The sequence below is a fragment of the Pseudomonas sp. NC02 genome (genome assembly GCF_002874965.1).
Lineage (GTDB): Bacteria > Pseudomonadota > Gammaproteobacteria > Pseudomonadales > Pseudomonadaceae > Aquipseudomonas.
Genome location: NZ_CP025624.1, coordinates 3406662 through 3431543, shown reverse-complemented (window position 1 = coordinate 3431543; position 24882 = coordinate 3406662). Strand labels below are relative to the sequence as shown.

Genomic DNA, 24882 nt, shown 5'->3' with positions numbered 1-24882 from the left:
TGCCCCATGAACACTGAAAAACAGCCCGGCGCGCAGGCGATGTACCCGGACCTGCGGGATAAAACCGTGCTGATCTCCGGCGGTGCTTCCGGGATAGGCGAGGCCATGGTGCGTGCCTTCGCACGCCAGGGGGCCAAGGTAGCCTTCGTGGACCGGGCGCAAGGGCAGGGCGACCGATTGGCGGCGATATTGTCGGCCGAGGGCCATGCCGTCGAATTCGCCCATTGCGATATCACCGACGAGATCGCGTACAAGGCCGCGATAGCGTGCCTGGCGCAGAGCCTTGGACCGATCGACGTGCTGGTGAACAATGCCGCCAACGACGTTCGGCACACCCTGGATGAAATCGACTCGGAGCGGTTCGACCAACTGATTTCGGTCAACCTGAAGCACGGGTTTTTCGCGGCCCGGGCCGTGGTGCCGATGATGAAGGCCGCAGGCGGCGGGTCGATCATCAACCTGGGTTCCATCGGCTGGATGATGGCTTCCAGCGGCTACCCGGTATATGCCGCCAGCAAAGCCGCCGCCCACGGCATGACCCGGGCCCTGGCGCGGGAGCTTGGGCCCAGCCGTATCAGGGTCAATACGCTGGTGCCGGGCTGGGTGATGACCGAGAAACAACTGGCGATGTGGGTGGATGACGCGGCCCGGGAGTTGATCGCCCGCAGCCAGTGCCTGCCGGGCAGTGTGGAGCCGGAACATATCGCCAATATGGCGCTGTTCCTGGCCTCTGATGTATCGGCGATGTGTACCGCACAGAACTTCATTGTGGACGGCGGCTGGGTCTAGGCCGGGGAAGGGTCGCCATCCCGGATGCAACGAATCGCCGCCCGGGGCCTCATACAGTAACGAACGGTGGTTCATATGCAGCCACCGCAACCGACTACTTCATGGGTGCAGGTGATTGATTTATGACGGACGCCGATAAGAAACATGTGGCCTGGCTGGTGGAACAATCGATGCTGCATGCCGCCAAGCAACGCGCCAGGCTTTATTCGGGGCAAGGCCGGTTGTGGCAACAGCCGTATGCGCATACCCGGCCCCGTGATGCTTCGGCCCTGGCATCGGTGTGGTTCACGGCCTATCCGGCGTCCATCGTCACCCGCGAGAACGGCAGCGTACTGGAGGCCCTGGGCGATGAAACCTTGTGGCACGCGCTGTCGAAAATCGGCATACAGGGCATCCATAACGGCCCGCTGAAACGCTCGGGCGGTCTATCCGGCACCGAGCACACCCCCACCATTGACGGCAATTTTGACCGCATCAGCTTCGACATCGACCCGCAACTGGGCACCGAAGCCCAGCTTCAGGCGCTGGCCCGCATGGCCGCCGCGCACAACGCGGTGATCATTGACGATGTGATTCCGTCCCACACCGGCAAGGGCGCGGACTTCCGCCTGGCCGAGATGGCCTACGAGGACTATCCCGGGCTCTACCACATGGTGGAGATCCGCGAAGAAGACTGGCCGCTGCTGCCCGATATCAGCGAGGGCCGCGATGCGCAGAACCTCAGCCCGCAGCAGGTCGACGTGCTCAGGGACAAGCACTACATCGTCGGCCAGTTGCAACGGGTGATCTTCTTCGAACCCGGGGTCAAGGAAACCGACTGGAGCGCGACTGATGTGGTCATCGGCGTGGACGGCAAGCCCCGCCGCTGGGTGTACCTGCATTACTTCAAGGAAGGGCAACCATCGCTGAACTGGCTGGACCCGACCTTCGCCGCGCAGCAGATGATCATCGGCGACGCCCTGCACGCCATCGACGTAATGGGGGCGAAAATCCTGCGCCTGGACGCCAACGGTTTCCTTGGCGTGGAACGAAAACTGGAAGGTAACGCCTGGTCTGAAAGCCATCCGCTGTCCATCACCGGCAACCAGATCCTGGGCGGCGCGATTCGCAAGGCGGGCGGTTTCAGCTTCCAGGAACTGAACCTGACGGTGGACGACATCGCCGCCATGTCCCACGGCGGCGCCGACCTGTCCTACGACTTCATCACGCGCCCGGCTTACCAGCACGCGTTATTGATGGGCGACACCGAGTTCCTGCGCCTGATGCTGCGGGAGATGCACACCCTGGGCATCGACCCCGGCTCGCTGATCCACGCCTTGCAGAACCATGACGAGCTGACCCTGGAACTGGTGCACTTCTGGACGTTGCACGCCCATGACACCTACCTCTATCAGGGGCAGACCTTTCCCGGCGGCATCCTGCGCGAGCATATCCGTGAGCAGATGTACGAACGCCTGGCTGGCGAACACGCGCCGTATAACCTGAAGTTCGTGACCAATGGCGTGTCCTGCACCACCGCCAGCATCATCACGGCGGCGCTGGGTATTCGCGACCTTGAGGCGATTACCCCGGCGGATATCCAGCAGATCCGCCAGATTCACCTGCTGCTGGTGATGTACAACGCGATGCAACCGGGGGTGTTTGCACTGTCCGGCTGGGACCTGGTGGGCGCATTGCCGTTGCCGGCGCAGGAGGTGGCCCACTTGATGCTGGATGGCGACACACGCTGGATCCATCGCGGCGCCTATGACCTGGTGGACCTGAATCCGGATGCGGAGCAATCCGCCGGGCAGATGCCACGCCCGAAAACCTTGTATGGCAGCCTGATCAGCCAGTTGGCCGACCCGGATTCGTTTGCCTCGCAACTGCAAAGAATCCTCGCGGTGCGCCGAGCCTACGACATCGCCGCCAGCCGCCAGATCCTGGTGCCGGATGTGCAGCACCCGGGGCTGTTGATCATGGTGCACGAGCTGCCGGCGGGCAAAGGTACCCAGATCACGGCGCTGAACTTCGGCTCGACGCCGATTACTGAAACCCTGCACCTGCCCGATATTGCGCCCGGGCCGGTGGTGGACATCATCAATGAGCGGGTGGAGGGCGATCTGACACCCGAGGGTGATTTCACCATCACCCTGGATGCGTATGAAGGCTTGGCGCTGCGGGTAGTGATCTGACCCACTGATCCACTGCAGGAGCGAGCAAGCTCGCTCCTACACGGGGACCGGCTGTTCCGTCTCCTGATGGTGCGTTGAACCAATAAACATATACATCGCCGGCACCATGAACAGTGTCAGCACGGTACCGATCGACAACCCGGCGAAGATCACCAGGCCCATGTCATGCCGTCCCGCAGCCCCGGCACCGGAGGCCCACACCAGCGGCACCACGCCCAGCACCATGGCGGCGGTGGTCATCAGGATCGGCCGCAGACGCACGCCGGCGGCTTCTTCTATGGCCTCGCGCTTGCTGTGACCGGCGCGCTGCAACTCGTTGGCAAACTGCACGATCAGGATCCCGTGCTTGGTGATCAACCCCAGCAACGTCACCAGCCCCACCTGGGTGTACACGTTGATCGAGGCAAAGCCCATGGTGATAAACGCCAGCGCTCCGAAGAGTGCAGGGGGCACCGAGAACAGGATCACCACCGGGTCGCGGAAACTCTCGAACTGAAACGCCAGGGCCAGGTACACGATCAGGATTGAGAACATCAGCAGGCCGAAGAACCCGCCGGATTCCTGCATGAACTGGCGTGATTCGCCGGAGAAGTCCGAGGTGTAACCCGACGGCGCAATATTGGTCAGAATGGTGTTCAGTTTCGCCAGCAGTTCGCCCTGGGCCACGCCGCTGACGCCCGACAGGGTCGCCGAGTTGAGTTGCTGGAAGTGGTTGATGGATTCCGGCTGGGTCGAGGTTTCGATATGCGCCACGGTGCGCGCCTGGATCATGCTGCCGGATGGGGTGCGGATGTAGTAATCGAGAATCTGGTCCGGGTTGAGGCGATCAACCTGCAACACCTGGGGAATCACTTTGTACGAACGCCCGGCAGTGGAGAAGTAGTTCACGTAGTTGCCGCCCAGTGCCGCGGACAGCGCCGCACCGACGTCGGCCTGGGTCATGCCCAGTGCGGCGATTTTTTCCCGGTCCACCACCAGCTTGGCTTGTGGCTTGTCGAGTTTCAGGTCCATGTCGGAGAAATAGAACAGCTGTTGTTTCTGGGCCTCGGCCACCACGGCCTGGGCGACTTCGTTGAGGTTTTCCACCGAGTCGGTGGTGGTGATCACGAACTGCACCGGCAAGCCCTGGGCGCCCGGCAGCGATGGCAGCGGGAAGGCCGCAATGGTGGCGCCCGGCACCTGGTTCCATTTCTGCTGGAGTTCCAATATCAGTTGGGCCTGGGAGCGCGAGCGGTCGCCCCAGTTTTTCAGCAGCACACCGCCCAGGCCCTGGTTGAGGATAGGCAACCCGGTCAGCTGGAACATCTGCGCGTATTCCGGCTCTTTGTTGGCGATCTGGAAGGCCTGGTCGGCGATGCGCTCCATCTGCTGCGGCGAGGCGGTGGGCGGGCCCTTGATCTGCATGAACACCAGCCCCTGGTCCTCGGTGGGCGACAGTTCGCTTTTGGCGGTCATGCCGCTGGCGGCCACCAGCAGGAACAGCACAAAACCAAACGTCACCAGCACCGGCCATACGTTCAGGCCGCCCGAGAGTACGCGGTGGTAACGGCCCCGCAACCAGTCGAAGTACTGATCGAGCTTGCGGGCAAACCGGCCTTCTTCCTGCCCGGACTTGAACAGCCGGGAGGTCATCATCGGCGAGAGCGTCAACGCCACCACGGCCGACACGGTCACGGCACCCGCCAGTGAGAAGCAGAACTCCTTGAACAGCGCACCGGTAAGGCCGCTGCGCAGCCCGATGGGCACGTAGGCGGCGATCAGCACCACGGTCATCGCGATGATCGGCCCACCCAGTTCCCGCGCGGCAACCAGCGCAGCTTCCAGCACGCCTTTGCCTTCTTCCTTGATATGCCGGTCGACGTTCTCCACCACGATAATCGCGTCGTCCACCACCAGGCCGATCGCCAATACCAGGGCAAGCAGGGTCAGCAGGTTTATCGAGTACCCCAGCAGGTACATGATGAAGAAGGTCCCGACCAGCGACAGCGGGATCGCCACCAGCGGCACGATCACCGCGCGGAACGAGCCGAGGAACAGGTAGATCACCACCGACACAATGATCATCGCCTCGACCAGGGTCTTCACCACCTCATAGATCGAGGTGTTGATGAACTCCGTGGAGTCATACACGATCTCGCCGCGTACCCCGGTGGGCAACTGGGATTGCAGCTCGGGGAAGGCCTCGCGCACGCTGTCGGCCACCGTCAGGATATTGGCAGTCGGCGCCGTCTTGATGCCGATGAACACCGAACGCTTGCCGGAAAACGCCACGCTGCTGTCGTAGCTTTCGGCGCCGAGGGTGACGGTGGCCACGTCCTCCAGGTACACCAGGGCATCGCCTTTCTGCTTGACCACCAGCCGCTTGAATTCATCCACCGTGTGCAAGTCGGTCCCGGCCGTCAGGTCGACTGTCACCGTTTGCCCGCGGGTGGAACCGACGGCAGACAGGTAGTTGTTGTTGGCCAGGGCAGTGGACACGTCCTGGGCGGTCACGTTATGCGCCGCCAGTTTGTTCGGGTCCATCCAGGCGCGCAGGGCGAACTGGCGCCCGCCGAGGATTTCCGCGGTTTGCACCCCCTGGATCGAGTCCAGCTTGGGCTTGACCACCCGCACCAGGTAATCGGTGATGTTGTTGGTGGGCAGGGTGTCGCTGTAGAAACCCAGGTACATGGCGTCGGTGGTCTGCCCGACCGCCACCGTCAGCACCGGCTCCTGGGACTGCGCCGGCAGTTGGTTCTTGACCGAGTTGACCTGGGTGTTGATCTCGGTGAGGGCCTTGCTCGCGTCGTAATTCAGCCGCAGCGTGGCGGTAATCGTCGAGACACCGGTGATGCTGGTTGAAGACAGGTAGTCGATGCCCTGGGCCTGGGCGATGGCCGATTCAAGCGGCTGGGTGATAAAGCCGGCAACGGTGGAGGCGTCCGCGCCGTAGTAGGCGGTGGTGATGGTGACCACGGTATTTTCGGTGCGTGGCCATTGGTTCACCGGCAATTCGAAGATCGAGCGCAGCCCCAGGATCAGGATGAACAGCGAGACGACAATCGCCCAAACCGGCCGCTGAATAAAGGTATCGGTAAGCTTCATGGGACACCTTTAGTGTTCTTGGGGAGTCGGCGCAGGATCGTTCAGCGGCGCGGCGCTGTTATCGACCTTCACCGGCGAGCCATTCTTGAGCTTCATCTGGCCGCTGGTGATCAGCAGGTCACCTTCCTTCACGCCCGACAGGATCGCCACCTGATCGCCCCGGGTCGGCCCGGTCTTGATGAAAGTCTGTTGCGCGGTGAGGACTTCCTCACCCTTGTCGTTCTTGCTCGATGTGGCAATGAATACTGTGGTGCCGTAAGGGTTGTAGGTCACCGATGTCTGCGGAACGGTGAGGTAGCGCTGCGTCGCACCGGAGTTGACCACGGCGCGGGCAAACATCCCGGGCACCAGGTTCTGTTTGGGGTTGTCGACGGTGGCTTCCACGGTGACATTGCGCGTGGTGGCGTCGAACTGGGTGTCGATGGTGCTGATCTTGCCGGTGAAGGTTTGATTCGACAGTCCGTCGGCCGTTACCGAAACCCCTTGGCCGATGGCGATGGCCTCCATTTGAGTCTGGGGCACCGTGAAGTCGATGTAGATCGGATCGAAGGTTTGCAGCGTGGCGATCTTGTCGCCGGGGTTGAGGTATTGGCCAGGGTTGACGCTGGTGATGCCGATGCGCCCGGCAAACGGTGCGCGGATGGTTTTTTTCGCCACCAGCGCGCGCTGTTGTTCGGCGGCGGCGAGCTTGGCTTTGAGGTCGGCGGTGTCAGTGTCCACTTGTGCCTGGGAGATGGCGTTAACCGCCAGTTGCGCCTTGTCACGCTTGAGGACGATCACCGCCAGGTCGGCCGTGGCCTCAAGGGAATGCAGTTGCGCGATGTCCGAGTCGGCATTCAGCTGGACGAGCAGCGCCTGAGCCGCCACTTCTTGCCCGGGCGTGAAGCCGATGGTGCGCACGATGCCGCCCACTTCAGTGGTCACATCCACCCCCCTGACCGCTTTCATTGAGCCCACGGCGCTGACATTCGGTTGCCAGTCGCTGAACGGCACCTTCATGGCCGTGACCACGGAGGCGGGCAGGGGCATTTTCGACTGGGCGATCAGCGCCGAAATCTGCACGAACTTCACCCCGGCAATGATCGCGACAATCACCAGCACCACCACGATCATGATGATCATCGGCCGCCACAGTCGGCGCTTGCGCGGTGCGCCAGGCTCGGTGGGCAGGGGAGAGGCGGTTATGACGTCAGCCATGGATGTTCTCGCTGTTTCAAGAGTTCAGTTCAGTTGAACCGTGCCGAATCGGCAGGCGCTGCCTCGTTCCTGGCCGGCATGATCTCGTTCCACGAAGGCAGGCCGAACCGATCAGGCCGGCCCTTGGTGGCAGGGTCCACATCGGCACGGTTCCACCATCCGCCACCCAATGCCTGGAAGAGCGCGGTGGTGTCGCTGTAGCGGGAGGCCTGCGCCCTGACCCGGGCCAGCACGGTGTTCTGGTAGGTTTGCTGGGCCGTGAGCAGGTTGATGTACGCCACGGCACCGAGTTTGAACTGCGCCTGCACCAGGTCCAGGTTGGCTTGGGCAGAGCGCTCGGCCACCACCTGCTGGTTGAGTGCATCGGCATCCGCCTCCAGCGCCCGCAGTGCGTTGGCCACGTCCTGGAACGCGCCGATCACCGTGCCACGGTAGCGGGCTGCCGACGCGTCATAGGCGGCCACGGCAGCGCGTTTGCGATGTTCGAGTGCGCCGGCATCAAAGATCGGTTGGGTGATCGACCCGGCGAGGCTCCAGACCCCACTGCCCGCCGAAAACAGTTTGGTCCCGCTGGCCACCGTGGAGCCCACCGACCCGGTAATGCTGAACTGGGGCAACTGATTGGCGACGGCCACGCCGATATTGGCACTGGCCTGATGCAGTTGCGCCTGCGCGGAACGCACATCGGGCCGCTGGCCAACGATGGCCGAAGGCAGGCTGAGCGGCAGTTCTTCGGGCAGGTGCAGGGAGGCGAGGTTGAAGCGCTCGTCCCGGTCCTGGTTGGGAAACCGGCCGAGGTAGGCCATCAACTGGTTGCGGGTCTGGGCGAACTGCTTTTGCAGGGGCGGCAAGGTGGCACGGGTTTGCGCCAGCGCGGTCTGCTGTGTGAGCACGTCGGTGTCACCGATCGCACCCAGCCGGCGCTGCGCCTGCAGGACGTCGAGCTGATCACTCTGTAGCCGAATGATGGTTTCGGTGGCGGCGATCTGGTCGCGTATAGAGGCCAGGCTGACTGCGGTGTTCACCACATTGGAGGTCAACGTGAGGTAGGTCGCCTCCAACTGGAAGCGTTCGTACTCGGCCTGGGCCGAGGTGGATTCAATTTGCCGGCGCGTGCCGCCGAACACATCCGGGGCGTAGGACACGCTCAGCGACGCCGAACTCACCGTGAGAATCGGCGACTCCGGCAGGCCCGAGGTGACGCCCGATACTTTCTCGCGGGCCTTCTGCACGTTGCCGCTCACCGAGGGAAACAGCGACGCCTGGTCGGCATAGACCAGCTCGTTGGCCTGGCGCAATGCCGCCTGGGCGGCGGTGACATCCGGGTTGGCGCGCAAGGCTTCCTCCACCAGCGCGTTCAGTTCCGGTGAGCGGAACAGCGTCCACCATTGCCCGGGAATATCCATCCCGGCGATCAACCGCTGCGCCGCACCGCCGGTGTCGATATCGGCCTTGGCGGTGGAGGTGAGTTTTTCTCGTGAATAATCGGCGTTCGCCGGCACCTCAGGACGCGAGAAATCGGGCCCGACGGTGCAGCCGGCGAGGGCGAGGCACAGCAGGCTCAACGGAGCCAGAAGGTGGGGTGGTCGAAAAAGGGCGCGGCTGTGCGCCACTGGTTGCCGTGCCGATGCAAGCTGCCGAGGCTGCTCTTTCATATTTACTCTGATTAATCAGTTGGTTAACTGCTTTATTTGTTGAGCAATGAGTGCGCGGGCATCGGGCCATACGGCTGAAAAAATGGCGCGAGAGTCGCCGAATTCAAATCAGTGTAGGTGGTGCAGGCGGGTACGCAATGTCCGTGCGCGCCGATCACCCACAAAAATGCATTTAACGCATTAATATCGAATTAGGTTATGCGTTATAAGTATTTTACATGCAGCCGTCAGCCCCTCATCGTAGCCCTCCCTACGAACACTGCCGAGACCGCACGCGCGGATCGACTTTCAATGCTTGAGAAGGCATCTGGAGACGAACGTGCGTTACCTGACAAAACTGGCGGCCGGGTTGGCCGCCACGCTGCTGTGCCTGACCGCGAACGCGCAAACGCTGGTGGTCGGAGACCAAAGCTACAACGCCCAGGCCGTGATGGAAGCGGCGGGGGTGCTGGATGATCTGCCCTATACCCTTGAATGGAAGCAATTCACCGCCGGGTCTCCGGTGGCGGAAGCCCTCAATACCAACAGCCTCGACATCGGCCTGCTCGGCGATGCGCCCGTGCTGTTCCTCGGTGCACTCGGCGCGCCAATCAAGGTGATTGCCATCAGCCGGCAAAACCTCGAGGGCGTGGCCATCCTGGTGAAAAAGGATTCCTCGATCCACAGCCTTGCGGACCTCAAAGGCAAGCGCGCCGCCATCTGGAAAGGCTCCTGGAGCCAGCAACTGCTGCTGACCGCACTGGATAAGGCCGGCGTGCCGAAAGACGCCCTGGAGTTGCGCTACCTCAGTGCACTGGATGCTTCCCACGCACTGGAAGGCGGTTCGGTCGACGTCATTGCCACCTGGGAACCCTACGTCACCCAACAGGAACGCCAGGGTGCACGGGTATTGGCGACCGCAGACGGGCTGATCCCGGCCCAGAGTTTCGTCGCCGCCAGCACCAGGGCCGTCGATAACAAGCGTGCGCAAATCAGCGATTTTCTCCAACGCCTGAAGAAAGCCCGTGACTGGACGCGCCAAAGCCCGGCCAACGCCGACGCGTATGCAGATGCCTGGGCCAAACGCACCCGCGCAGATGCCGACATTGCCCGCGCCTGGTTTGCCCGGGCACGCACGACGGTCGAACCGGTGACAGCCCAGTCGCCTGTAGAAGCACAAAAGACCGTGGACTTTTTCGCAAGCCAGGGACTGGTCAAGTCTTACCCGGCAGCCAAGCTGTTCGACGACTCCTTCGCGGCGTCCTTGCAACCAGCCGTCGCCAGAACCCAGCCCTGAACGTTTCCAGGAATACGTTGGACATGACTAAAAGACAGCTCAAACTCGGCGCCCTGACCATGGGCTGCGGCGGGCCCGGCCGCCACAATCTGTGGCTCGACCCGCAATTGCCGGCCGATGCCAGCGTCAACGTCGACTGGTACATCGACATTGCACGCCAGGCCGAGGCGGCATTGTTCGACTTGATGTTCATCGTCGACAGCCAATTCATCACACCGGGTTCGCCATCCCACTACCTGAACCGGCTGGAGCCGCTGACGCTGTTATCGGCACTTGCCGTAAGCACCCGGCACCTGGGCCTGGTCGGTACGCTGACGACCTCTTACAACTCGCCCTATAACGTCGCGCGGCGCCTGGCCTCACTCGACCTGATCAGCAAAGGCCGCGCCGGCTGGAACGTGGTCACCAGCGGCGACGCCGGTACCGCCGGCAACTACAGCCGCGACGAACATTATGACTACGACACTCGCTATGGCCGGGCGGCCGAACACGTCCAGGTCGTGCAGGGCCTGTGGAACTCCTATGAGGAAGATGCCTTCGTGCGTGACCGCGCCACCGGCCGGTTTCTCGACCCCGCCAAACTCCACAGCCTGAATCACAAGGGCGAGCACTTTTCCGTGGTCGGGCCGCTGAATATCCAGCGCTCACCCCAGGGCCAACCGGTGATCTTCCAGGCTGGCGATTCGGAACAAGGCCGCGACCTCGGTGCGGCCACGGCCGATGTGATCTTTACCCATGCGGCCAGCATCGAGCAGGGCCAGGCTTTCTATCGGGATATCAAGGGCAGGGCGCTGCAACATGGCCGTGACCCGGAGCAATTGCTGGTGATGCCCGGCGCCGAGATTTATGTAGGCGATACCGATGAACAGGCGCGTGAAACCGAGCGGCACTACCATCAGGCCGACCACAGTTTCGAGCTGGCGCTGAAGGAGTTCGGACGCAATTTCGGCTGGCATGATTTCAGCCAGTACGACCTTGATGCGCCGTTCCCGCAGGAGAGCCTGGAGGCGGCACGCAGCAGCTTTTTTACCGCGGCCAAACGCATTGCCGATCAGGCACGGGAGAAAGGTTTTACATTGCGCCAGGCGGTGGAGTTTGGGCGGCAACTGCGCCCGGGAGCGTTTGTCGGATCGGCGGATACCGTCGCTCGGAAAATGGCTGACTGGCTTGAAGCCCGCGCGGTGGATGGTTTCAACATCTACATCGGCCATCCGGAGCAGTTCAAGCGCTTCACGCACGAGGTCATCCCGTTGTTGCAGGAGCGCGGCGTGTATCGCACGGCTTATGAAGGTACGACCTTGCGGGAAAGCCTGGGATTGAAGATTCCACGGTTTGCGCGCAACGGCGGCGGTTGACTCAAAACAACTGTCCAGATGAATAAATTGGTGAGCCGGGGATTTTTTTAGACATACTGAGGGTTCAAGCCACTCATTTGTCCCGAGACTTTCCTGATGCCATCCCATCCTGCGCAAGGGCCTTTCAATCAGGACGACCGGTATCGACTGCTCGTCGACGCAGTGGTCGACTATGCCATCTATATGCTTGATACGAACGGCTTGATTCGCAGTTGGAACTCCGGGGCGAGAAAGATCAAGCAGTACGAACAGAGTGAAGTGCTGGGCAGGCATTTTTCGCTGTTCTACACCCCGGAAGACCTGGCCTCGGACTTGCCGGGCCGGGCACTCAAGAGCGCCGAGCAGTCAGGGCGCTTCGAGGGCGAAGGTTGGCGCATCCGCAAGGATGGGACTCGTCTCTGGGCACTGGTGATCATCGACCCGATACGCGCCGACGACGGCACGTTGATTGGCTTCGCCAAGGTCACACGGGACCTGACCGAGCGTAAGGCCGCGGAGCAGGCGCTGCGCCAGAGCGAGCAGCAATTCAGCCTGCTGGTGCAAGGCGTCACCGACTACGCGCTGTATATGCTGGACCCCAACGGCGTGATCACCACCTGGAACGCCGGCGCCCAGCGCATCAAGGGTTATCAGCCGGCAGAAGTCATCGGCAGGCATTACTCCATGTTCTTCCAGCGTGAGGACGTAGACCACAACGTCCCGCAGCGCGCCCTTGAAACGGTGGTCAGGGAAGGTCGTTACGAAGGGCAGGGCTGGCGCCTGCGCAAGGACGGCACGGGATTCCTCGCCCATGTGGTTATCGACCCGATCAAGAATGAACTGGGTGAGCTGGTGGGGTTTGCGAAGATCACCCGGGACGTTACCGAAAGCGTGCAGGCTCAACAGGAGATCAAGGAAACCCGAGAGGCGTTATTCCAATCCCAGAAAATGGAGTCCCTGGGCCAGCTCACCGGCGGCATCGCCCATGACTTCAACAACCTCCTGATGGTGATTCTGGGGAGTCTTGAACTCGCCAAGAAGCGTGTCCCGCAGGACTCGAGAACCTGCGCCTTACTGAATAATGCCATCGCGGGCGCCCAGCGGGGCGCAACGCTGACTCAGCGGATGCTGGCCTTTGCCCGTCGCCAGGAGCTTGACCCTCAGCCTGTGGATGTGGGCGATCTGATCCGCAACATGTCAGACCTGCTGTCCCGCATGTTGGGCGCAGGCATCAACGTCGACACACAGTTCCCATTGATCCTGCGGCCGGTATTGGTCGACATGAGCCAACTGGAAATGGCTGTGATGAACCTGGTGATCAACGCCCGGGACGCAATGGAAGGTCGGGGCAGGATCCTGATTTCAGCGCGGGAGGATTCGTTTCCCGGCGGGGCGAATGACTCGCAAAGGCTGATTTGCATCTCTGTCACCGACACCGGCCCCGGGATGAATGACGCGACCTTGCAACGGGCCATGGAGCCGTTCTTCACCACCAAGGGCGCGGGAAAAGGCACCGGGCTTGGGCTTTCGATGGTGCATGGCCTGGCGGCACAGTCACAGGGCCACTTTGTGCTGAAGAGTCGGGTAGGAGAGGGCACAGCCGCAGAGCTCTGGTTACCGGTGGCGGTGACCGACACCACACAGTCTGCGGCGCTGGCATCAACTGCAGATACACCCGATGCAGCCCATCAGCAATGCCTCGAGATTCTGCTGGTAGATGACGACCCGCTGGTGCTGATCAGCACCGGGGCGATGCTTGAAGACCTGGGCCATCATGTTGTGTCGGCAGGAGAGGGCCATGCTGCGTTGGCGTTCCTGGCGCAAGGCGCGTGCTTTGACCTGGTCGTGACAGACATGGCAATGCCGGACATGACCGGGATCGAGCTTGCCGGCAACATCGAGTCGTTGTATCCCAACCTTCCCATCATTCTTTCCTCGGGCTTTGCGGAAATCTCCCTGGACCTCAAGACCACATTGACGCGCTTACCCAAGCCATTCGATCAATCTGCACTGGCCAAGGTGATCGCCGAAACCATGCGCAGCCGGGCCGACAAGCCGTGTTGAGCCAGGCGGCTGGCCGTCCGTTGTTTGTTTCCATGGATGGCCCCAAGGGTACTGGCAAAACCACATTGCTGGAGTCCGTAACAAAAGCGCTTAGGGCTGACAACAGAATGGTGATCCGGCTTTGCGAGAGAAAAAGCGATCCCTTCAGAAGTGAAACAATGACCCTCGTTAACAGACTCGCCAGGCATCCCGGCCTGGATCTGGAGTGGGAGGTTTGTGAACGCTTCGCTGATAGCCGCGCGTGGATTTCCCGGCACGTGCTGGCTAGACAGCCTCCAGGCAGCATCGTCCTGATCGACCGCTGGTACCCGTCTGATGCCGCGTTTCGCCGGGAAGTCCCGCTGGCAGAAATCCTGCAGTTGAACATTGATCGAAACGTGCAAGTGCCGGACCTGCATATCGGGGTCGTCACCGACCCTGATATTTCATGGGCACGGGCCGCGGCACGCCGGCGCGGACTGAGCAGTACCGTGATCCACACGCTGGCAGAACATGTCGCCTGTACCCGGGCGTTCGAGCGAGCGGTTGCGGATCACGGCTGGGTGTTATGCCGGAATGAAGGAACCATCGAGGGCGCGACACGGCAGGTGGTTTCCGAAATTTATAACGTCCTTGAGTCCTTCCAGTGTGATTGACCCCGCCGATACGGTCGGCTATCGAGCCCTGTTCAGGCACTTGCCCCGTTGAACATGCTGACCAGGCTATAGGGGGCATCGTCACCAAACAGCAACTCATGCAGTTCATTCCCCTCGGCAGCCATTTGCGCGCTGCGCGGGAACATGGCCTGTTCGTATTCGCCCAGGGCGGCTTCGACGTCATCAGGGTATGAGGCGATGGCCTTGCCGAGTTCGGCACCATCGTACATGGCCAGGTTGGCACCTTCGCCATTCGGGGCCGCAAGGTGTGCGGCATCACCGATCAGCGTTACGCCCGGCACCCGCTCCCAGCGGTGCTCAACCGGCAGCATAAAGAGCGGGCGCCATACCAGTTCGGTGTCGCTGTCGGTGATCAATGCCGTGAGGGCAGGGGACCAGCCTGCGAATTCCTGCGCGATCCGTGCCGCCGCCGTTGGCGTGTCGGTGAAATCGATGGCGGCAAACCAGCTTTGGGATTCGGTGAGCACTACGTAGGTGTGCAGCGTGGCGCCCGTCTCACGGTGCGCCTGGATCCCTTTTCCCGGTTGAAGTGCGAACATCGCACCGCCACCTACCGCCCTGGAGGTGGCCGGGTGCCGGGCGTCGCTGTCATACAGGTAGGTTTCGATCAACGAGCGGCCCATGTACTCGGGGGCAGCGTCGCTGAGCAGCGGCCGGACCTTTGACCAGGCTCCGTCCGCGCCAACCAGCAGGAGGGTAGCAACGCAAGTACCGTCGGCGAAGGTCACTTCGTGGCGACCCTCGCCGAGGGCGCGCACGCTCTTGACCTTGTGGCCCCAACGCACAGTACCGGCGGGCAGTGAATCGAGGAGCATCTTGCGCAGTTCGCCACGCATGACCTCGGGACGGCCGCCTGTGCCGTCGTCGGGTTGATCCAACAGAGTGGCACCCTGCCAATCAAGCACCCGAGTCGCCTCGCGACCTTTCAGGATAAGCGCGCGGAACTCGTCCGTCAGGCCCGCGGCCTGCAAGGCCAGTTGGCCGTTGTAGTCGTGGATATCGAGCATCCCGCCTTGGGCGCGTGCGGTTGCCGACGGCTCTGCTTCATAGACGGTGGCGGCAATACCGTGGACGTACAGCACGCGGGCCAGGATGAGACCGCCCAGGCCAGCACCGATGATTGTGACGGGGGTGTGCATAGGGTACCTGTTGAATGTGAGAAATCTTCCGGACTGTTTTTACGCTATTTTGTGGAAAAAATGGCCTGGTTCAAGGGCTTTACTTTCCGCAGGCGATTGAATATAAAGTTTGCTTCGGCGCACAACCGTTGTTGCGCCCCATGATGTTGACAGGAGGAAGCTATGTCACCGTTAAACGTGATGAAGTTCTAAACGATCAAACCGTCACCCCCTCGCTTGAAAACCTCGAAACACGCTGGTCTCAGCATTGGCAGCTCGAAGGCACGTATGCCTTTGACCACAGCGCCCAACGCGACGCTGTATTCTCCATCGACACGCCGCCACCGACAGCCTCAGGTTCGTTGCATGTTGGCCATGTCTTCAGCTACACCCACACCGATATCATCGCCCGGTTCCAGCGGATGCGCGGCAAGGCTGTGTTCTACCCCATGGGTTGGGACGACAATGGCTTGCCGACCGAACGCAGGGTCGAGAATTTCTACGGCGTACGTTGCGACTCGTTGGCCGCTTACCAGCCTGGCTTCAAACCCTCCGAGTCAATTCCATTAAAACGGGCTGACTTTGCAGTCATCAGTCGGCGCAACTTTATCGAGTTGTGCCATGAGCTGACGGCCATCGATGAGCAAGCGTTCCGTGCACTGTTCGTGCAACTGGGCTTGTCCGTTGATTGGAGTCTTTCATACGCCACCATTGATGAACGCTCCCAACGAGCCAGTCAGCGCGCGTTACTGCGTAACTACCAGCGTGGCGAACTGTATAGCCAGGAGGCTCCGTGTCTCTGGGATGTGACGTTCCAGACGGCCGTAGCCCAGGCAGAGCTTGAGGAGCGCGAGGTTGCGGGTGCGTATCACGAACTCGGCTTCGACGCGGCTGATGGTGCCAAACTGAAGATTGCTACGACTCGACCTGAGTTGCTGATGGCATGCGTGGCGCTGGTGGGTCACCCGGACGACGCTCGTTATCAGGCGAGGTTCGGGCAGACCGTGCGCGCGCCGATTTTTGACCTGGACGTTCCGCTGCTGGCCCACCCTTTGGGTGACCCCGGCAAGGGCACCGGGTTGGCGATGGTCTGCACCTTTGGCGATCTAACCGATGTGATTTGGTGGCGGGAGTTACAGCTGCCCACACGGTCAGTCCTGGGAAAGGACGGGCGCCTGTTACTTGAGACGCCCTCCTGGTTGACGACTCCGCGCAGCCAACAGGCCTACGCAGGCCTGGCCGGCCGTACCCTGTCCCAGGTTCGTACGCAGCTCGTTTCGATGTTGCGTGACTGCGGCGCCATGCGAGATGAACCACGACCGATTAACCACGCGGTAAGGTTCTTCGAGAAAGGCGACCGGCCTTTGGAAATTCTCGCGACGCGGCAATGGTACTTGCGCAATGGCGGACGCGACGCGAACCTGAGGGACGTGTTGCTCGACGCTGGCCAGGCGTTGGACTGGCATCCGCCGCACATGCTCAGGCGTTACGAGCATTGGGTAGGGGGGTTGAATGGAGACTGGCTAATCAGTCGCCAACGTACGTTCGGCGTGCCGATTCCGTTCTGGTATCGCCTGGACGCACAAGGCGAAGCCGAGCATGGCGCTCCGATTATCGCCAGTGAGGCAAGCCTGCCTGTTGATCCGGGCCTGGATACGCCACCGGGCTATCGATCCGAACAACGTGGTCAACCCAACGGGTTTATCGGTGAACAAGACATCATGGACACCTGGGCCACCAGTTCCCTGACGCCTCAGATTGCCGGCGGCTGGGGAGAGGACGATGGGTTGTTTGCCAAAATATACCCGATGGACCTCAGGCCCCAAGGTCACGACATAATCCGAACCTGGCTGTTCTCGACACTGGTACGCAGCCATTTTGAACACGGTTGCGCGCCATGGCGCAACGTCGCGCTTTCCGGGTGGATCCTTGATCCTGATCGCAAGAAAATGTCCAAGTCCAAGGGGAATGTGGTCACCCCTCAAGCCTTGCTCGACCAGTATGGAAGTGACGGCGTGCGCTATTGGGCGGCCTCGGCGCGGCTCGGCAGTGACACAGCCTTTGAAGAGCAGCAGATGAAAATCGGCCGCCGCCTGGCCGTCAAGCTGTTCAATCTTTCGAGGTTGGTTCAAGGCTTTGCGAAGGATGACACCGGGGATATCGACCAACCGCTGGATCAAGCCATGCTTGAACGCTTGGGTGGCGTAGTCCAGGACGCTACCGTTGCGCTGGAGGCATACGACTACAGCGGGGCGTTGTCGCGTATCGAAGGATTCTTCTGGTGGTTTTGCGATGACTACGTCGAATTGGTCAAGCGTCGTGCCTATCGACCCGACGGCTACTCGGCGCGTAATGCATTGGCACATGCGCTGAGCGTGCAGCAGCGACTGTTTGCGCCATTTCTACCCTTTGTGTGTGAGGAGGTCTGGCAATCCTGGAATTGCGGCTCAGTGCACAAGGCGCCCTGGCCGCAAGGGGACGCTTGCCCTGACGCGGCTGTTGAACAGTTATTGATGAGCCTGAGCAGCGTGCTGTCTGCGATTCGCAAAGCAAAGTCTGACGCCAGCCAATCCATGAAGGCTCCGGTAGCACGTGTTGAGCTGGTCGACAGCGCCGCGCAGCTTGAACTGATAAAAGGCGTCAGCCAAGACCTGATAGAGGCGGGGCAGGTCGAGGCCTTGGTGTTTATAGAGGGCGCGGAGCGGCAGGTCGATGTCTGGCTGACGTAACGTGGAGTGGTGCCGACCGCCTCAGTGACACCCACTGGGGCGGGCCGGACCACGCATCAGCCTGCGTCAATCGAGCCACATCGGGACAATTGAGAGTACGAGTAGAAGCGAATAGGAATAGGCAAGCCTCATAGATGATCCGGCATAGGTCGCCAGCGGTGGCTTGGCTACCATTAGCACTCAGTAACCGAGAGGAATTTCCATGAGCACTCGCAAAACCCTGTTCATCACCGGCATCAGCAGCGGCTTTGGCAAAGCCCTCGCGACCGAGGCACTGGCTGCAGGCCACCGTGTCATTGGTACCGTTCGCAACGAAGCCGCGCTGCAAACGTTCGAGGCATTATCAGCGGAGCGTGCTCATGGCGTGATCCTGGATGTCACCGACTTTGAGCGGATCGACAGCGTCGTTGCCGAGATCGAGACCCGCTACGGCCCGGTGGATGTCCTGGTGAACAACGCAGGTTACGGCCATGAGGGCATTTTCGAAGAGTCGCCGCTGGAAGAAATGCGTCGTCAGTTCGACGTCAACGTGTTCGGCGCCGTTGCCGTGACCAAGGCGTTTGTGCCGTACTTCCGCCAGCGCCGCAGCGGGCACATCATCAACATCACGTCCATGGGCGGCACCATCACGATGCCGGGTATCGCCTACTACTGCGCCAGCAAGTTCGCGCTGGAAGGCATCTCCGACACCCTGAGCAAAGAACTCAAGCCATTCAACATTTTTGTCACCGCTGTGGCGCCAGGCTCATTTCGCACTGATTGGGCCGGCCGCTCGATGCAGCGTACGCCCCGCAGCATCGCCGACTACGATGCCAGCTTTGATCCGGTACGCCAGGCGCGCGAAGCGAAAAGCGGCCACCAGTTGGGGGACCCGCAAAAAGCTGCGCAAGCCATGCTGCAGTTGATCGCCAGCGACAACCCACCGGCCCACCTGCTGCTCGGCAGCGATGCCATAGGCTTTGTGCGCGAAAAGCTGACGCAATCCCTGCGTGACATCGACCAATGGGAAGCACTGACACGCTCTACGGATGGTCACGCTTCGTGAAACCGCAAGAGGGGCCTATGAATCATTTTGCAGCGCGAACCCGGCGCATGGTCCAACTGATGGAGCAGTTGGCCCCCCTGGAGGGCTACAACCTGAGCGCACTGGAAGACATACGCTTCCTGCGCTCCAATCGCCCGCTGACCCGCACGCCAGTGCTCTACGAGCCTGGCATCGTCATCCTGTGCCAGGGGCGCAAGCTCGGCTATCTGGGCGATGAGGTCTACCTTTACGACGCCCAGCACTACCTGGTGGTGTCTGTGCCAGTGCCTTTCACCATGGAAACCGACGCCAGCGAAGAGGAACCGATGCTGGCGGTATACATGCGCCTGGATTTCAAACTCGCTGGCGAACTGATCCTGGAAATTGACGAAAAATCCGGTCCGACCCACGAACGTCCCAAAGGCATGTATTCCTCGCCGATGGACGAGATGTTGCGCGAGTCCACACTGCGCTTTCTCGAAGCGATGAGCCATCCGGTCGACGGCCCGATCCTCGGCCCCTCGCTGGTGCGCGAGATTTACTACCGGATCATCGCAGGTGAACAAGGAGGGTCCATGCGGGCGGCCCTTGGCAAGCAAGGCCATTTCGCAAAGGTGACCCGCGCCATTCGCAAGATACACAGCTGTTACCAGGAGCGGCTGGACGTCGAGTGCCTGGCCCAGGAGGCGAGTATGAGCGTACCCAGCTTTCATCTGCACTTTCGAACAGTCACCGACTCCTCACCCATGCAGTACCTGAAATCGACTCGTCTGCACCAGGCAAGGTTGTTGATGCTCCGCGACGACATGTCGGCCTCATCTGCGGCTTTTAACGTGGGCTATGAAAGCGCATCGCAGTTCAGCCGAGAGTTCAAGCGCTACTTCGGCCGCACACCCCATGCTGAAGTCGAATGGATGAAAGCAACCTATTCGCTGCCAGCGCCGGCGCAGCCTTCTGTCTATGTGTCTTCGCACTGACCTGACAGCCAGGGCGCTGCCCCGTATCTGATTTTTCTGCATATGCCAATTTGACAGGCTATTGTTATTTTTTATTCTTTCCTAACCTATGCTCCCCTCATGCAAAGTCCGCCTCCAGCGATGGCTTTCCATTGCTCATCAACCGCCAGGCTGAATGGCCTTTATTCGCATGGAGCATGCAATGGGTGTGAATCAGAACCCACATTTCGGTCTGATTGGGCAGATGTTCAAAAGTGACTACAGTTGGCTTTGCACGCGGGTAAGCCGGGCGATGGGTTGCGCCCATGGGGCTCAGGACATTGCATCGGAGACCTTCCTGCGGGTACTGGCATTGCCCGACCCTTCGCAAATCCGCGAGCCGCGGGCGTTGCTGACCACCATCGCGCGGCGCCTGATGTATGAGGGCTGGCGTCGCCAGGACCTGGAACGTGCCTACCTGGAAGCATTGGCCCAGGCGCCGATGATGGTGCACCCGTCGCCCGAGGAGCGTTTGCTGTTGATCGAGACGCTGCTGGAAGTCGACCGCTTGCTCGACGGTTTGTCGGCCAAGGCCAAGGCGGCGTTTTTGTATCACCAGCTGGACGGTTTGACCTATGCGCAGATCGCCGAGCGCCTGCAGGTCTCGGTCAGCCGGGTTCAGCAGTACATGGCCGATGCGTTCAAGCGCTGCTACCTGGCGATGACACAGCCATGAGCCACAGCGCGCCGGATGAGGCGATCATCGACGAGGCAGCACAGTGGATGGCGTTGCTGCAATCCGGGCACGCCAGCGCTCAGGAGCACCAGGCGTTCCGTCGCTGGAGTGAGGGCGACCCACGGCGTGCCGAAATCTTCAACATGATGGGCGGCGTTCCGGCCGTGCTGAACAATGACGAACTGCGCCGCATGCCCCGCGACAGCCTGTTGCACACCCTCAACGCACCGTCGGGCCGCCGGCGCTTCTTGCGCAATACCCTGGCGCTGGTTGGCGTTGTGTCGTTTGGAAGTCTGATCACGCGGCTGTCCGACACCTGGTTGCCGTTGGGCGCTTTGCGCACCGGTACGGGCGAGCGCCTGAACCTCACGCTGGAGGATGGCAGTGCATTGACCCTGGATGCGCGCAGCAAGGTGCTGACGCATTTCGATGCTCGGCAACGGCTGTTGCAGTTGCTCGACGGCAAGCTGCTGGTGGACGTTTTCAAGGACAGTCTCAGACCGTTTATCGTCGAGACCGAACACGGCCGCATGCGCGCGTTGGGTACGCGGTTTCTGGTACAGCAGGGCGAGGATCGAACCCAAATCACGATGCTGCATTCCCAGGTGGAAATCACCACGCGCGACGGCGCTGTGCAGGTGATCAGTGCCGGCCAGAAAGCCACGTTCAATGCCCATGGCATCCTCGACCTGGAAACCGCCAGCGGCGGCGAGGCCTCGTGGACCCACGGCTTGCTGGAAGTGCGTGACCGCTCATTGGGTGAAGTGGTGCAAGCCCTGCGTGACTACCGGCGCGGCATCATCCGCGTCAGCCCCGAGACGGCGAGCCTGAGGCTGAGCGGGATTTTCCCGCTGGACGACAGCCAGGGCGCCCTGCAATTGCTGGCCAAATCCCTGCCGGTGCAGATCGATTATCACAGCCCTTATTGGGTCAGTATCGAGCGCCGATAAAAATAATTTTCCCAGCCCTATAAAACCCCCGCCACTGTTGCACAACCCAATACAGGCCAGGGTGTATCTGCCTGGGAGTGTTGTTTCGAGGCGTTATAAACCCATGCTTTTTTAGCCTAACGGCCGCCTATAAAAAACCCCGATCTGTTGTTCAACCCATCAACGGCATATCAATGATGGGAACCTCAACCATGCAACTCAAACCTCTCAGTCGCGCATCTCTGGCGGCACTGTCTCTGACGATTGGCCTGACTTTGGCGGGACATGGCACGGCGGTGCTGGCACAGCCGCTGTCTGCGATATCGACCACCCAGACTTTTGATTTTGATATCGCCAGCGGCCCCCTCGACCAAGCGCTGTTGACCCTGTCACGCAGCAGCGGGCAGATCATTTCCTTCCAGCAAGACCTTGTGCAAGGCCTGACCAGCGCGCCGGTGCGGGGCACCTTCACCACCGAGCAAGCGCTGCGACAGGCACTGCGCGGTGCAGCCCTTGACGCCGTGCCCAGTGGCGACGGCGGTTGGACCCTGCGCCGGGCGGCCAAGCCACCTGCAGCGGCGGTCAAGGCTGCGCCCACGGCGGAGAAAGTCCCGGGTGATGTGGCGTTGGAAAAGGTCGTGGTCACGGGGTCACGCATTGCCCGTGCCCAGGTTGAAGGGCCGTCGCCGGTCACGGTCATCACCGCTGACGAAGTCACCCGCAGGGGCTACAAAAACGTCTACGACGCCATCGCTTCGCAAACCCAGAACACCGGCATGACCCAGGGCGAAGACTACGGCAACACCTTCCAGCCGGCCGCCAGTGCCCTCAACCTGCGAGGGCTGGGGCCGAACCACACGCTGGTGCTGATCAACGGCAGGCGCGTGGCCGACTACCCCACGGCGTACGATGGCGCGGTCAACTTCACCAACCTTGCGAACATCCCGGCGGTGATGATCGAGCGTATCGAGATCCTCAGCAGCGGCGCCTCGGCGGTGTATGGCTCCGACGCGATTGCCGGGGTGGTGAACATCATCCTCAAAGACAAAATCAGCGGCGTGGACGTCAATCTGCGTGGTGGCGCCGCCGAGCGTGGCGGCGGAGACAACCAGCGCCTGCAGATCAGCGGCGGCGACACCTGGGGCGATTTTGACGGGGTATTCGGCCTGGAGCTGACCCAGCGCCAACCGATCTGGGCCAACCAGCGCGGCTTTATGAGCGACGGCCCGGCCAAGGATGTGGGCTACCGCCGTAACCTCGACAGCGGCGCCTACCTCGGCCCCGGCTGCGGCGCCTATGGCGGTATCTACAACGGCAAGCTCGGTGGCAGCAGCACCCGCTGCACCACCAACCAGTACTACAACGACTACTGGACCTTGCAGGCGCAAAAGGAAAACTATGACGGCTACACGCGCGGCACCTGGCATTTCAGCGACACCGGCAAAGTGTTTGCCGACTTGATGTTTGGCTTTGATCACACGCAGAACAACACGCGCGGCCCAAGCTTCACCTCGCCGGACTTTATCAACCGCAACACCGGTAACCTGGAGCGCTGGTCACGCAACTTTTCCAGCGAGGAAATCGGTGGCAAGACCAGCAACAACAGCAAATGGCGCGAAGTGTCCTGGACCGGCACCCTGGGCCTGGAAGACAAGTTCACCAACAGTGATTGGGGTTATCAGATTGCGGCGAACCGCTCCGAGTACACCAGCGACCGCACCACCCGCTACACGCCTTTGAGCGGCATCCGCGATTACTACCTCGGGCCGCAACTGGGCACACAGGACGGGCACCCGGTCTTCGCGCCAGACCCTTCGCGGCTGGACCAGCCGCTGACTCCGGAGCAGTGGGATCAGTTTCGCGGCAACCTGGTGCAGAAGAGTAAATCGGTTTCCCAAACCTTCAGCGCCAACATCAACGGCGACCTGTTCGAGCTGCCCGCCGGGCCGGTGGGCTTTGCCGGTGTGACCGAAGTGGGGCGGCAATCCTACAGCGTCGATGTCGACGACCAACTCAATGACGGCACGTTTTACAACACCACGCCGGCCTCCAATTCAGGCGGTTCGCGTGACCGCTACGCCGCGGGTGGCGAGCTGAGCATTCCCGTTACCGACACCTTGCTCGCCTCGGCGGCCGGGCGCTGGGACCAATACAAATTCAGTGGCCGCACCGAGCAACAAAAAACCTACAACCTGGGCCTGGAATGGCGCCCGGTGACCAGCCTGCTGTTTCGTGGCAGCTACGGCACCAGCTTTCGCGCACCCGACCTCAACTACCTCTACCAGGCCGCGACCAATGGCTACACGCCTGACCAGATCGACTATTACGGTTGCAGCAAGGGCGTAGAGGGGGCGTGTGACCGAGGCCGCGTGGATTACACCCAGACCGGTAATTCGGACCTCGCCTCCGAGCGTGGCAAGTCCTGGACGTACGGCTTTGTCTGGTCGCCTTCGCATCAGTTTGATTTCTCCGCCGACTTCTGGCGCGTTGAAATCAAGGACCTGTTGACCACCGTCGACATCAACCGCTTGCTGCAACAGGAAAACCAGTGCCGCAACGGCCAGCTTGATGCGACCACTTGCGCCGACGTCCTGGCACGCATCCAGCGCAATGCCAGCACGGCGGCAGTGGACCCGAACGTGCTGCAACGGGTGCAGGTCAATGCGATCAACGCCGCCAGCGAGCGGGTCAGCGGCCTGGACCTCAAGAGTAATATTCGCTGGGGCGCAGGCCAGTACGGCGCGTTCAGTTCGGCGATTGGCTACAGCCTGGTGCTGTCCCACTACCTCAAGGAATCGGACGATGCGCAAACCCAGAACCTGCGCTCCAGCACCGACAACCACGACTGGCGCAGCAAGGTCAACGCGAGCCTGACCTGGGACTACCAGCACCTCACCACCACGCTGACCGGCATTCGCTACGGCAGCGTGACCAATGGCGCCGGCGATGGGCGCCTGTCGCCGTGGACCACCTTCAACGCCAGCGCCCGTTACCAGGTGAACGAGCAGGCGAGTGTCGGCCTGACCGTCAACAACCTGCTCAATCAGGTCAAGCACGATGACTCCGCCGGCTGGCCGTATTACCCCAGCGGCAACTACGACCCCTATGGCCGCCAGGTCTGGCTGGACGTGAGTTACCACTTCGGCAAGTAGCGCATAAGCACATGCGCTAACGGTCTAACC

16 protein-coding genes are annotated in these 24882 nt (G+C 61.4%); 12 read left to right on the top strand and 4 right to left on the bottom strand.

What is annotated here, in order from left to right; genetic code table 11:
• Positions 1-6: 6 nt before the first annotated feature.
• Both C0058_RS16340 and treS read left to right on the top strand, forming a co-directional pair.
• Complete coding sequence (locus C0058_RS16340) at positions 7-789, top strand: SDR family NAD(P)-dependent oxidoreductase (RefSeq protein WP_003217767.1); 783 nt, start codon at positions 7-9, stop codon at positions 787-789.
• Between the two features lie 122 nt (positions 790-911).
• Positions 912-2963 (top strand): maltose alpha-D-glucosyltransferase, encoded by a 2052-nt coding sequence (treS, locus tag C0058_RS16335; protein ID WP_008433350.1) that lies wholly within the window; start codon positions 912-914, stop codon positions 2961-2963.
• Between the two features lie 36 nt (positions 2964-2999).
• Here the strand turns inward: treS and C0058_RS16330 are convergent, their stop codons facing one another.
• The 3 genes from C0058_RS16330 to C0058_RS16320 form a co-directional block, all read right to left on the bottom strand.
• Positions 3000-6047 carry an efflux RND transporter permease subunit gene (locus C0058_RS16330; protein WP_102369084.1) on the bottom strand — a complete coding sequence of 1016 codons (3048 nt, stop codon included), beginning with the start codon at positions 6045-6047 and terminating at the stop codon, positions 3000-3002.
• Positions 6048-6056: 9 nt separating this feature from the next.
• On the bottom strand, positions 6057-7169 hold the full coding sequence (locus C0058_RS16325) for an efflux RND transporter periplasmic adaptor subunit (protein ID WP_008433355.1): 1113 nt from the start codon (positions 7167-7169) through the stop codon (positions 6057-6059).
• 104 nt (positions 7170-7273) lie between these two features.
• Positions 7274-8809 (bottom strand): efflux transporter outer membrane subunit, encoded by a 1536-nt coding sequence (locus tag C0058_RS16320; RefSeq protein ID WP_102369083.1) that lies wholly within the window; start codon positions 8807-8809, stop codon positions 7274-7276.
• Positions 8810-9218: 409 nt separating this feature from the next.
• Between C0058_RS16320 and C0058_RS16315 the strand changes: the two genes are divergently transcribed.
• The 4 genes from C0058_RS16315 (at position 9219) to C0058_RS16300 (ending at position 14208) form a co-directional block, all read left to right on the top strand.
• The gene (locus C0058_RS16315) at positions 9219-10175 is read left to right on the top strand and encodes an ABC transporter substrate-binding protein (protein ID WP_008433361.1); all 957 of its coding nucleotides are present in this window, start codon (positions 9219-9221) and stop codon (positions 10173-10175) included.
• 23 nt (positions 10176-10198) lie between these two features.
• On the top strand, positions 10199-11530 hold the full coding sequence (locus C0058_RS16310; protein ID WP_102369082.1) for an LLM class flavin-dependent oxidoreductase: 1332 nt from the start codon (positions 10199-10201) through the stop codon (positions 11528-11530).
• A 96-nt stretch (positions 11531-11626) separates the two neighbouring features.
• Entirely contained in the window at positions 11627-13573 is a 1947-nt protein-coding gene (locus C0058_RS16305) for a PAS domain-containing sensor histidine kinase (RefSeq protein ID WP_102369081.1), read from the top strand.
• A gap of 32 nt (positions 13574-13605) precedes the next feature.
• A complete protein-coding gene (locus C0058_RS16300; RefSeq protein ID WP_102369080.1) occupies positions 13606-14208 on the top strand; it encodes a dTMP kinase in 603 nt (200 codons plus the stop codon).
• 32 nt (positions 14209-14240) lie between these two features.
• Here C0058_RS16300 and C0058_RS16295 read toward each other — a convergent pair whose 3' ends face one another.
• Positions 14241-15368: an NAD(P)/FAD-dependent oxidoreductase gene (locus C0058_RS16295; protein WP_102369079.1), complete on the bottom strand. Its 1128-nt coding sequence runs from the start codon at positions 15366-15368 to the stop codon at positions 14241-14243.
• 140 nt (positions 15369-15508) lie between these two features.
• Between C0058_RS16295 and valS the strand changes: the two genes are divergently transcribed.
• The 6 genes from valS (at position 15509) to C0058_RS16265 (ending at position 24852) form a co-directional block, all read left to right on the top strand.
• Positions 15509-18076, top strand: a complete 2568-nt coding sequence (valS, locus tag C0058_RS16290) for a valine--tRNA ligase (RefSeq protein ID WP_174717783.1) — start codon at positions 15509-15511, stop codon at positions 18074-18076.
• A gap of 202 nt (positions 18077-18278) precedes the next feature.
• On the top strand, positions 18279-19121 hold the full coding sequence (locus C0058_RS16285) for an oxidoreductase (RefSeq protein ID WP_003217687.1): 843 nt from the start codon (positions 18279-18281) through the stop codon (positions 19119-19121).
• Between the two features lie 17 nt (positions 19122-19138).
• Positions 19139-20077 carry an AraC family transcriptional regulator gene (locus C0058_RS16280; RefSeq protein ID WP_003217685.1) on the top strand — a complete coding sequence of 313 codons (939 nt, stop codon included), beginning with the start codon at positions 19139-19141 and terminating at the stop codon, positions 20075-20077.
• 181 nt (positions 20078-20258) lie between these two features.
• Positions 20259-20771, top strand: a complete 513-nt coding sequence (locus C0058_RS16275) for a sigma-70 family RNA polymerase sigma factor (protein ID WP_003217684.1) — start codon at positions 20259-20261, stop codon at positions 20769-20771.
• The gene (locus C0058_RS16270) at positions 20768-21721 is read left to right on the top strand and encodes a FecR domain-containing protein (protein WP_102369078.1); all 954 of its coding nucleotides are present in this window, start codon (positions 20768-20770) and stop codon (positions 21719-21721) included. The genes C0058_RS16275 and C0058_RS16270 overlap by 4 nt, the downstream gene beginning before the upstream one ends.
• 191 nt (positions 21722-21912) lie before the next feature.
• On the top strand, positions 21913-24852 hold the full coding sequence (locus tag C0058_RS16265) for a TonB-dependent receptor (protein WP_102369077.1): 2940 nt from the start codon (positions 21913-21915) through the stop codon (positions 24850-24852).
• The last annotated feature ends 30 nt before the right edge of the window (positions 24853-24882 follow it).

Excerpts from the sequence above, each read along its gene's own strand:
- C0058_RS16340 (WP_003217767.1), top strand. The coding sequence starts at position 7 with ATGAACACTGAAAAACAGCCCGGCGCGCAGGCGATGTACCCGGACCTG.
- C0058_RS16285 (WP_003217687.1), top strand. The coding sequence starts at position 18,279 with ATGAGCACTCGCAAAACCCTGTTCATCACCGGCATCAGCAGCGGCTTT.
- C0058_RS16325 (WP_008433355.1), bottom strand. The coding sequence starts at position 7,169 with ATGATCATCATGATCGTGGTGGTGCTGGTGATTGTCGCGATCATTGCC.
- treS (WP_008433350.1), top strand. The coding sequence starts at position 912 with ATGACGGACGCCGATAAGAAACATGTGGCCTGGCTGGTGGAACAATCG.
- C0058_RS16300 (WP_102369080.1), top strand. The coding sequence starts at position 13,606 with ATGGATGGCCCCAAGGGTACTGGCAAAACCACATTGCTGGAGTCCGTA.
- C0058_RS16265 (WP_102369077.1), top strand. The coding sequence starts at position 21,913 with ATGCAACTCAAACCTCTCAGTCGCGCATCTCTGGCGGCACTGTCTCTG.
- C0058_RS16280 (WP_003217685.1), top strand. The coding sequence starts at position 19,139 with ATGAATCATTTTGCAGCGCGAACCCGGCGCATGGTCCAACTGATGGAG.
- C0058_RS16330 (WP_102369084.1), bottom strand. The coding sequence starts at position 6,047 with ATGAAGCTTACCGATACCTTTATTCAGCGGCCGGTTTGGGCGATTGTC.
- C0058_RS16310 (WP_102369082.1), top strand. The coding sequence starts at position 10,199 with ATGACTAAAAGACAGCTCAAACTCGGCGCCCTGACCATGGGCTGCGGC.
- C0058_RS16295 (WP_102369079.1), bottom strand. The coding sequence starts at position 15,368 with ATGCACACCCCCGTCACAATCATCGGTGCTGGCCTGGGCGGTCTCATC.
- C0058_RS16270 (WP_102369078.1), top strand. The coding sequence starts at position 20,768 with ATGAGCCACAGCGCGCCGGATGAGGCGATCATCGACGAGGCAGCACAG.
- C0058_RS16275 (WP_003217684.1), top strand. The coding sequence starts at position 20,259 with ATGGGTGTGAATCAGAACCCACATTTCGGTCTGATTGGGCAGATGTTC.
- C0058_RS16305 (WP_102369081.1), top strand. The coding sequence starts at position 11,627 with ATGCCATCCCATCCTGCGCAAGGGCCTTTCAATCAGGACGACCGGTAT.
- valS (WP_174717783.1), top strand. The coding sequence starts at position 15,509 with ATGATGTTGACAGGAGGAAGCTATGTCACCGTTAAACGTGATGAAGTT.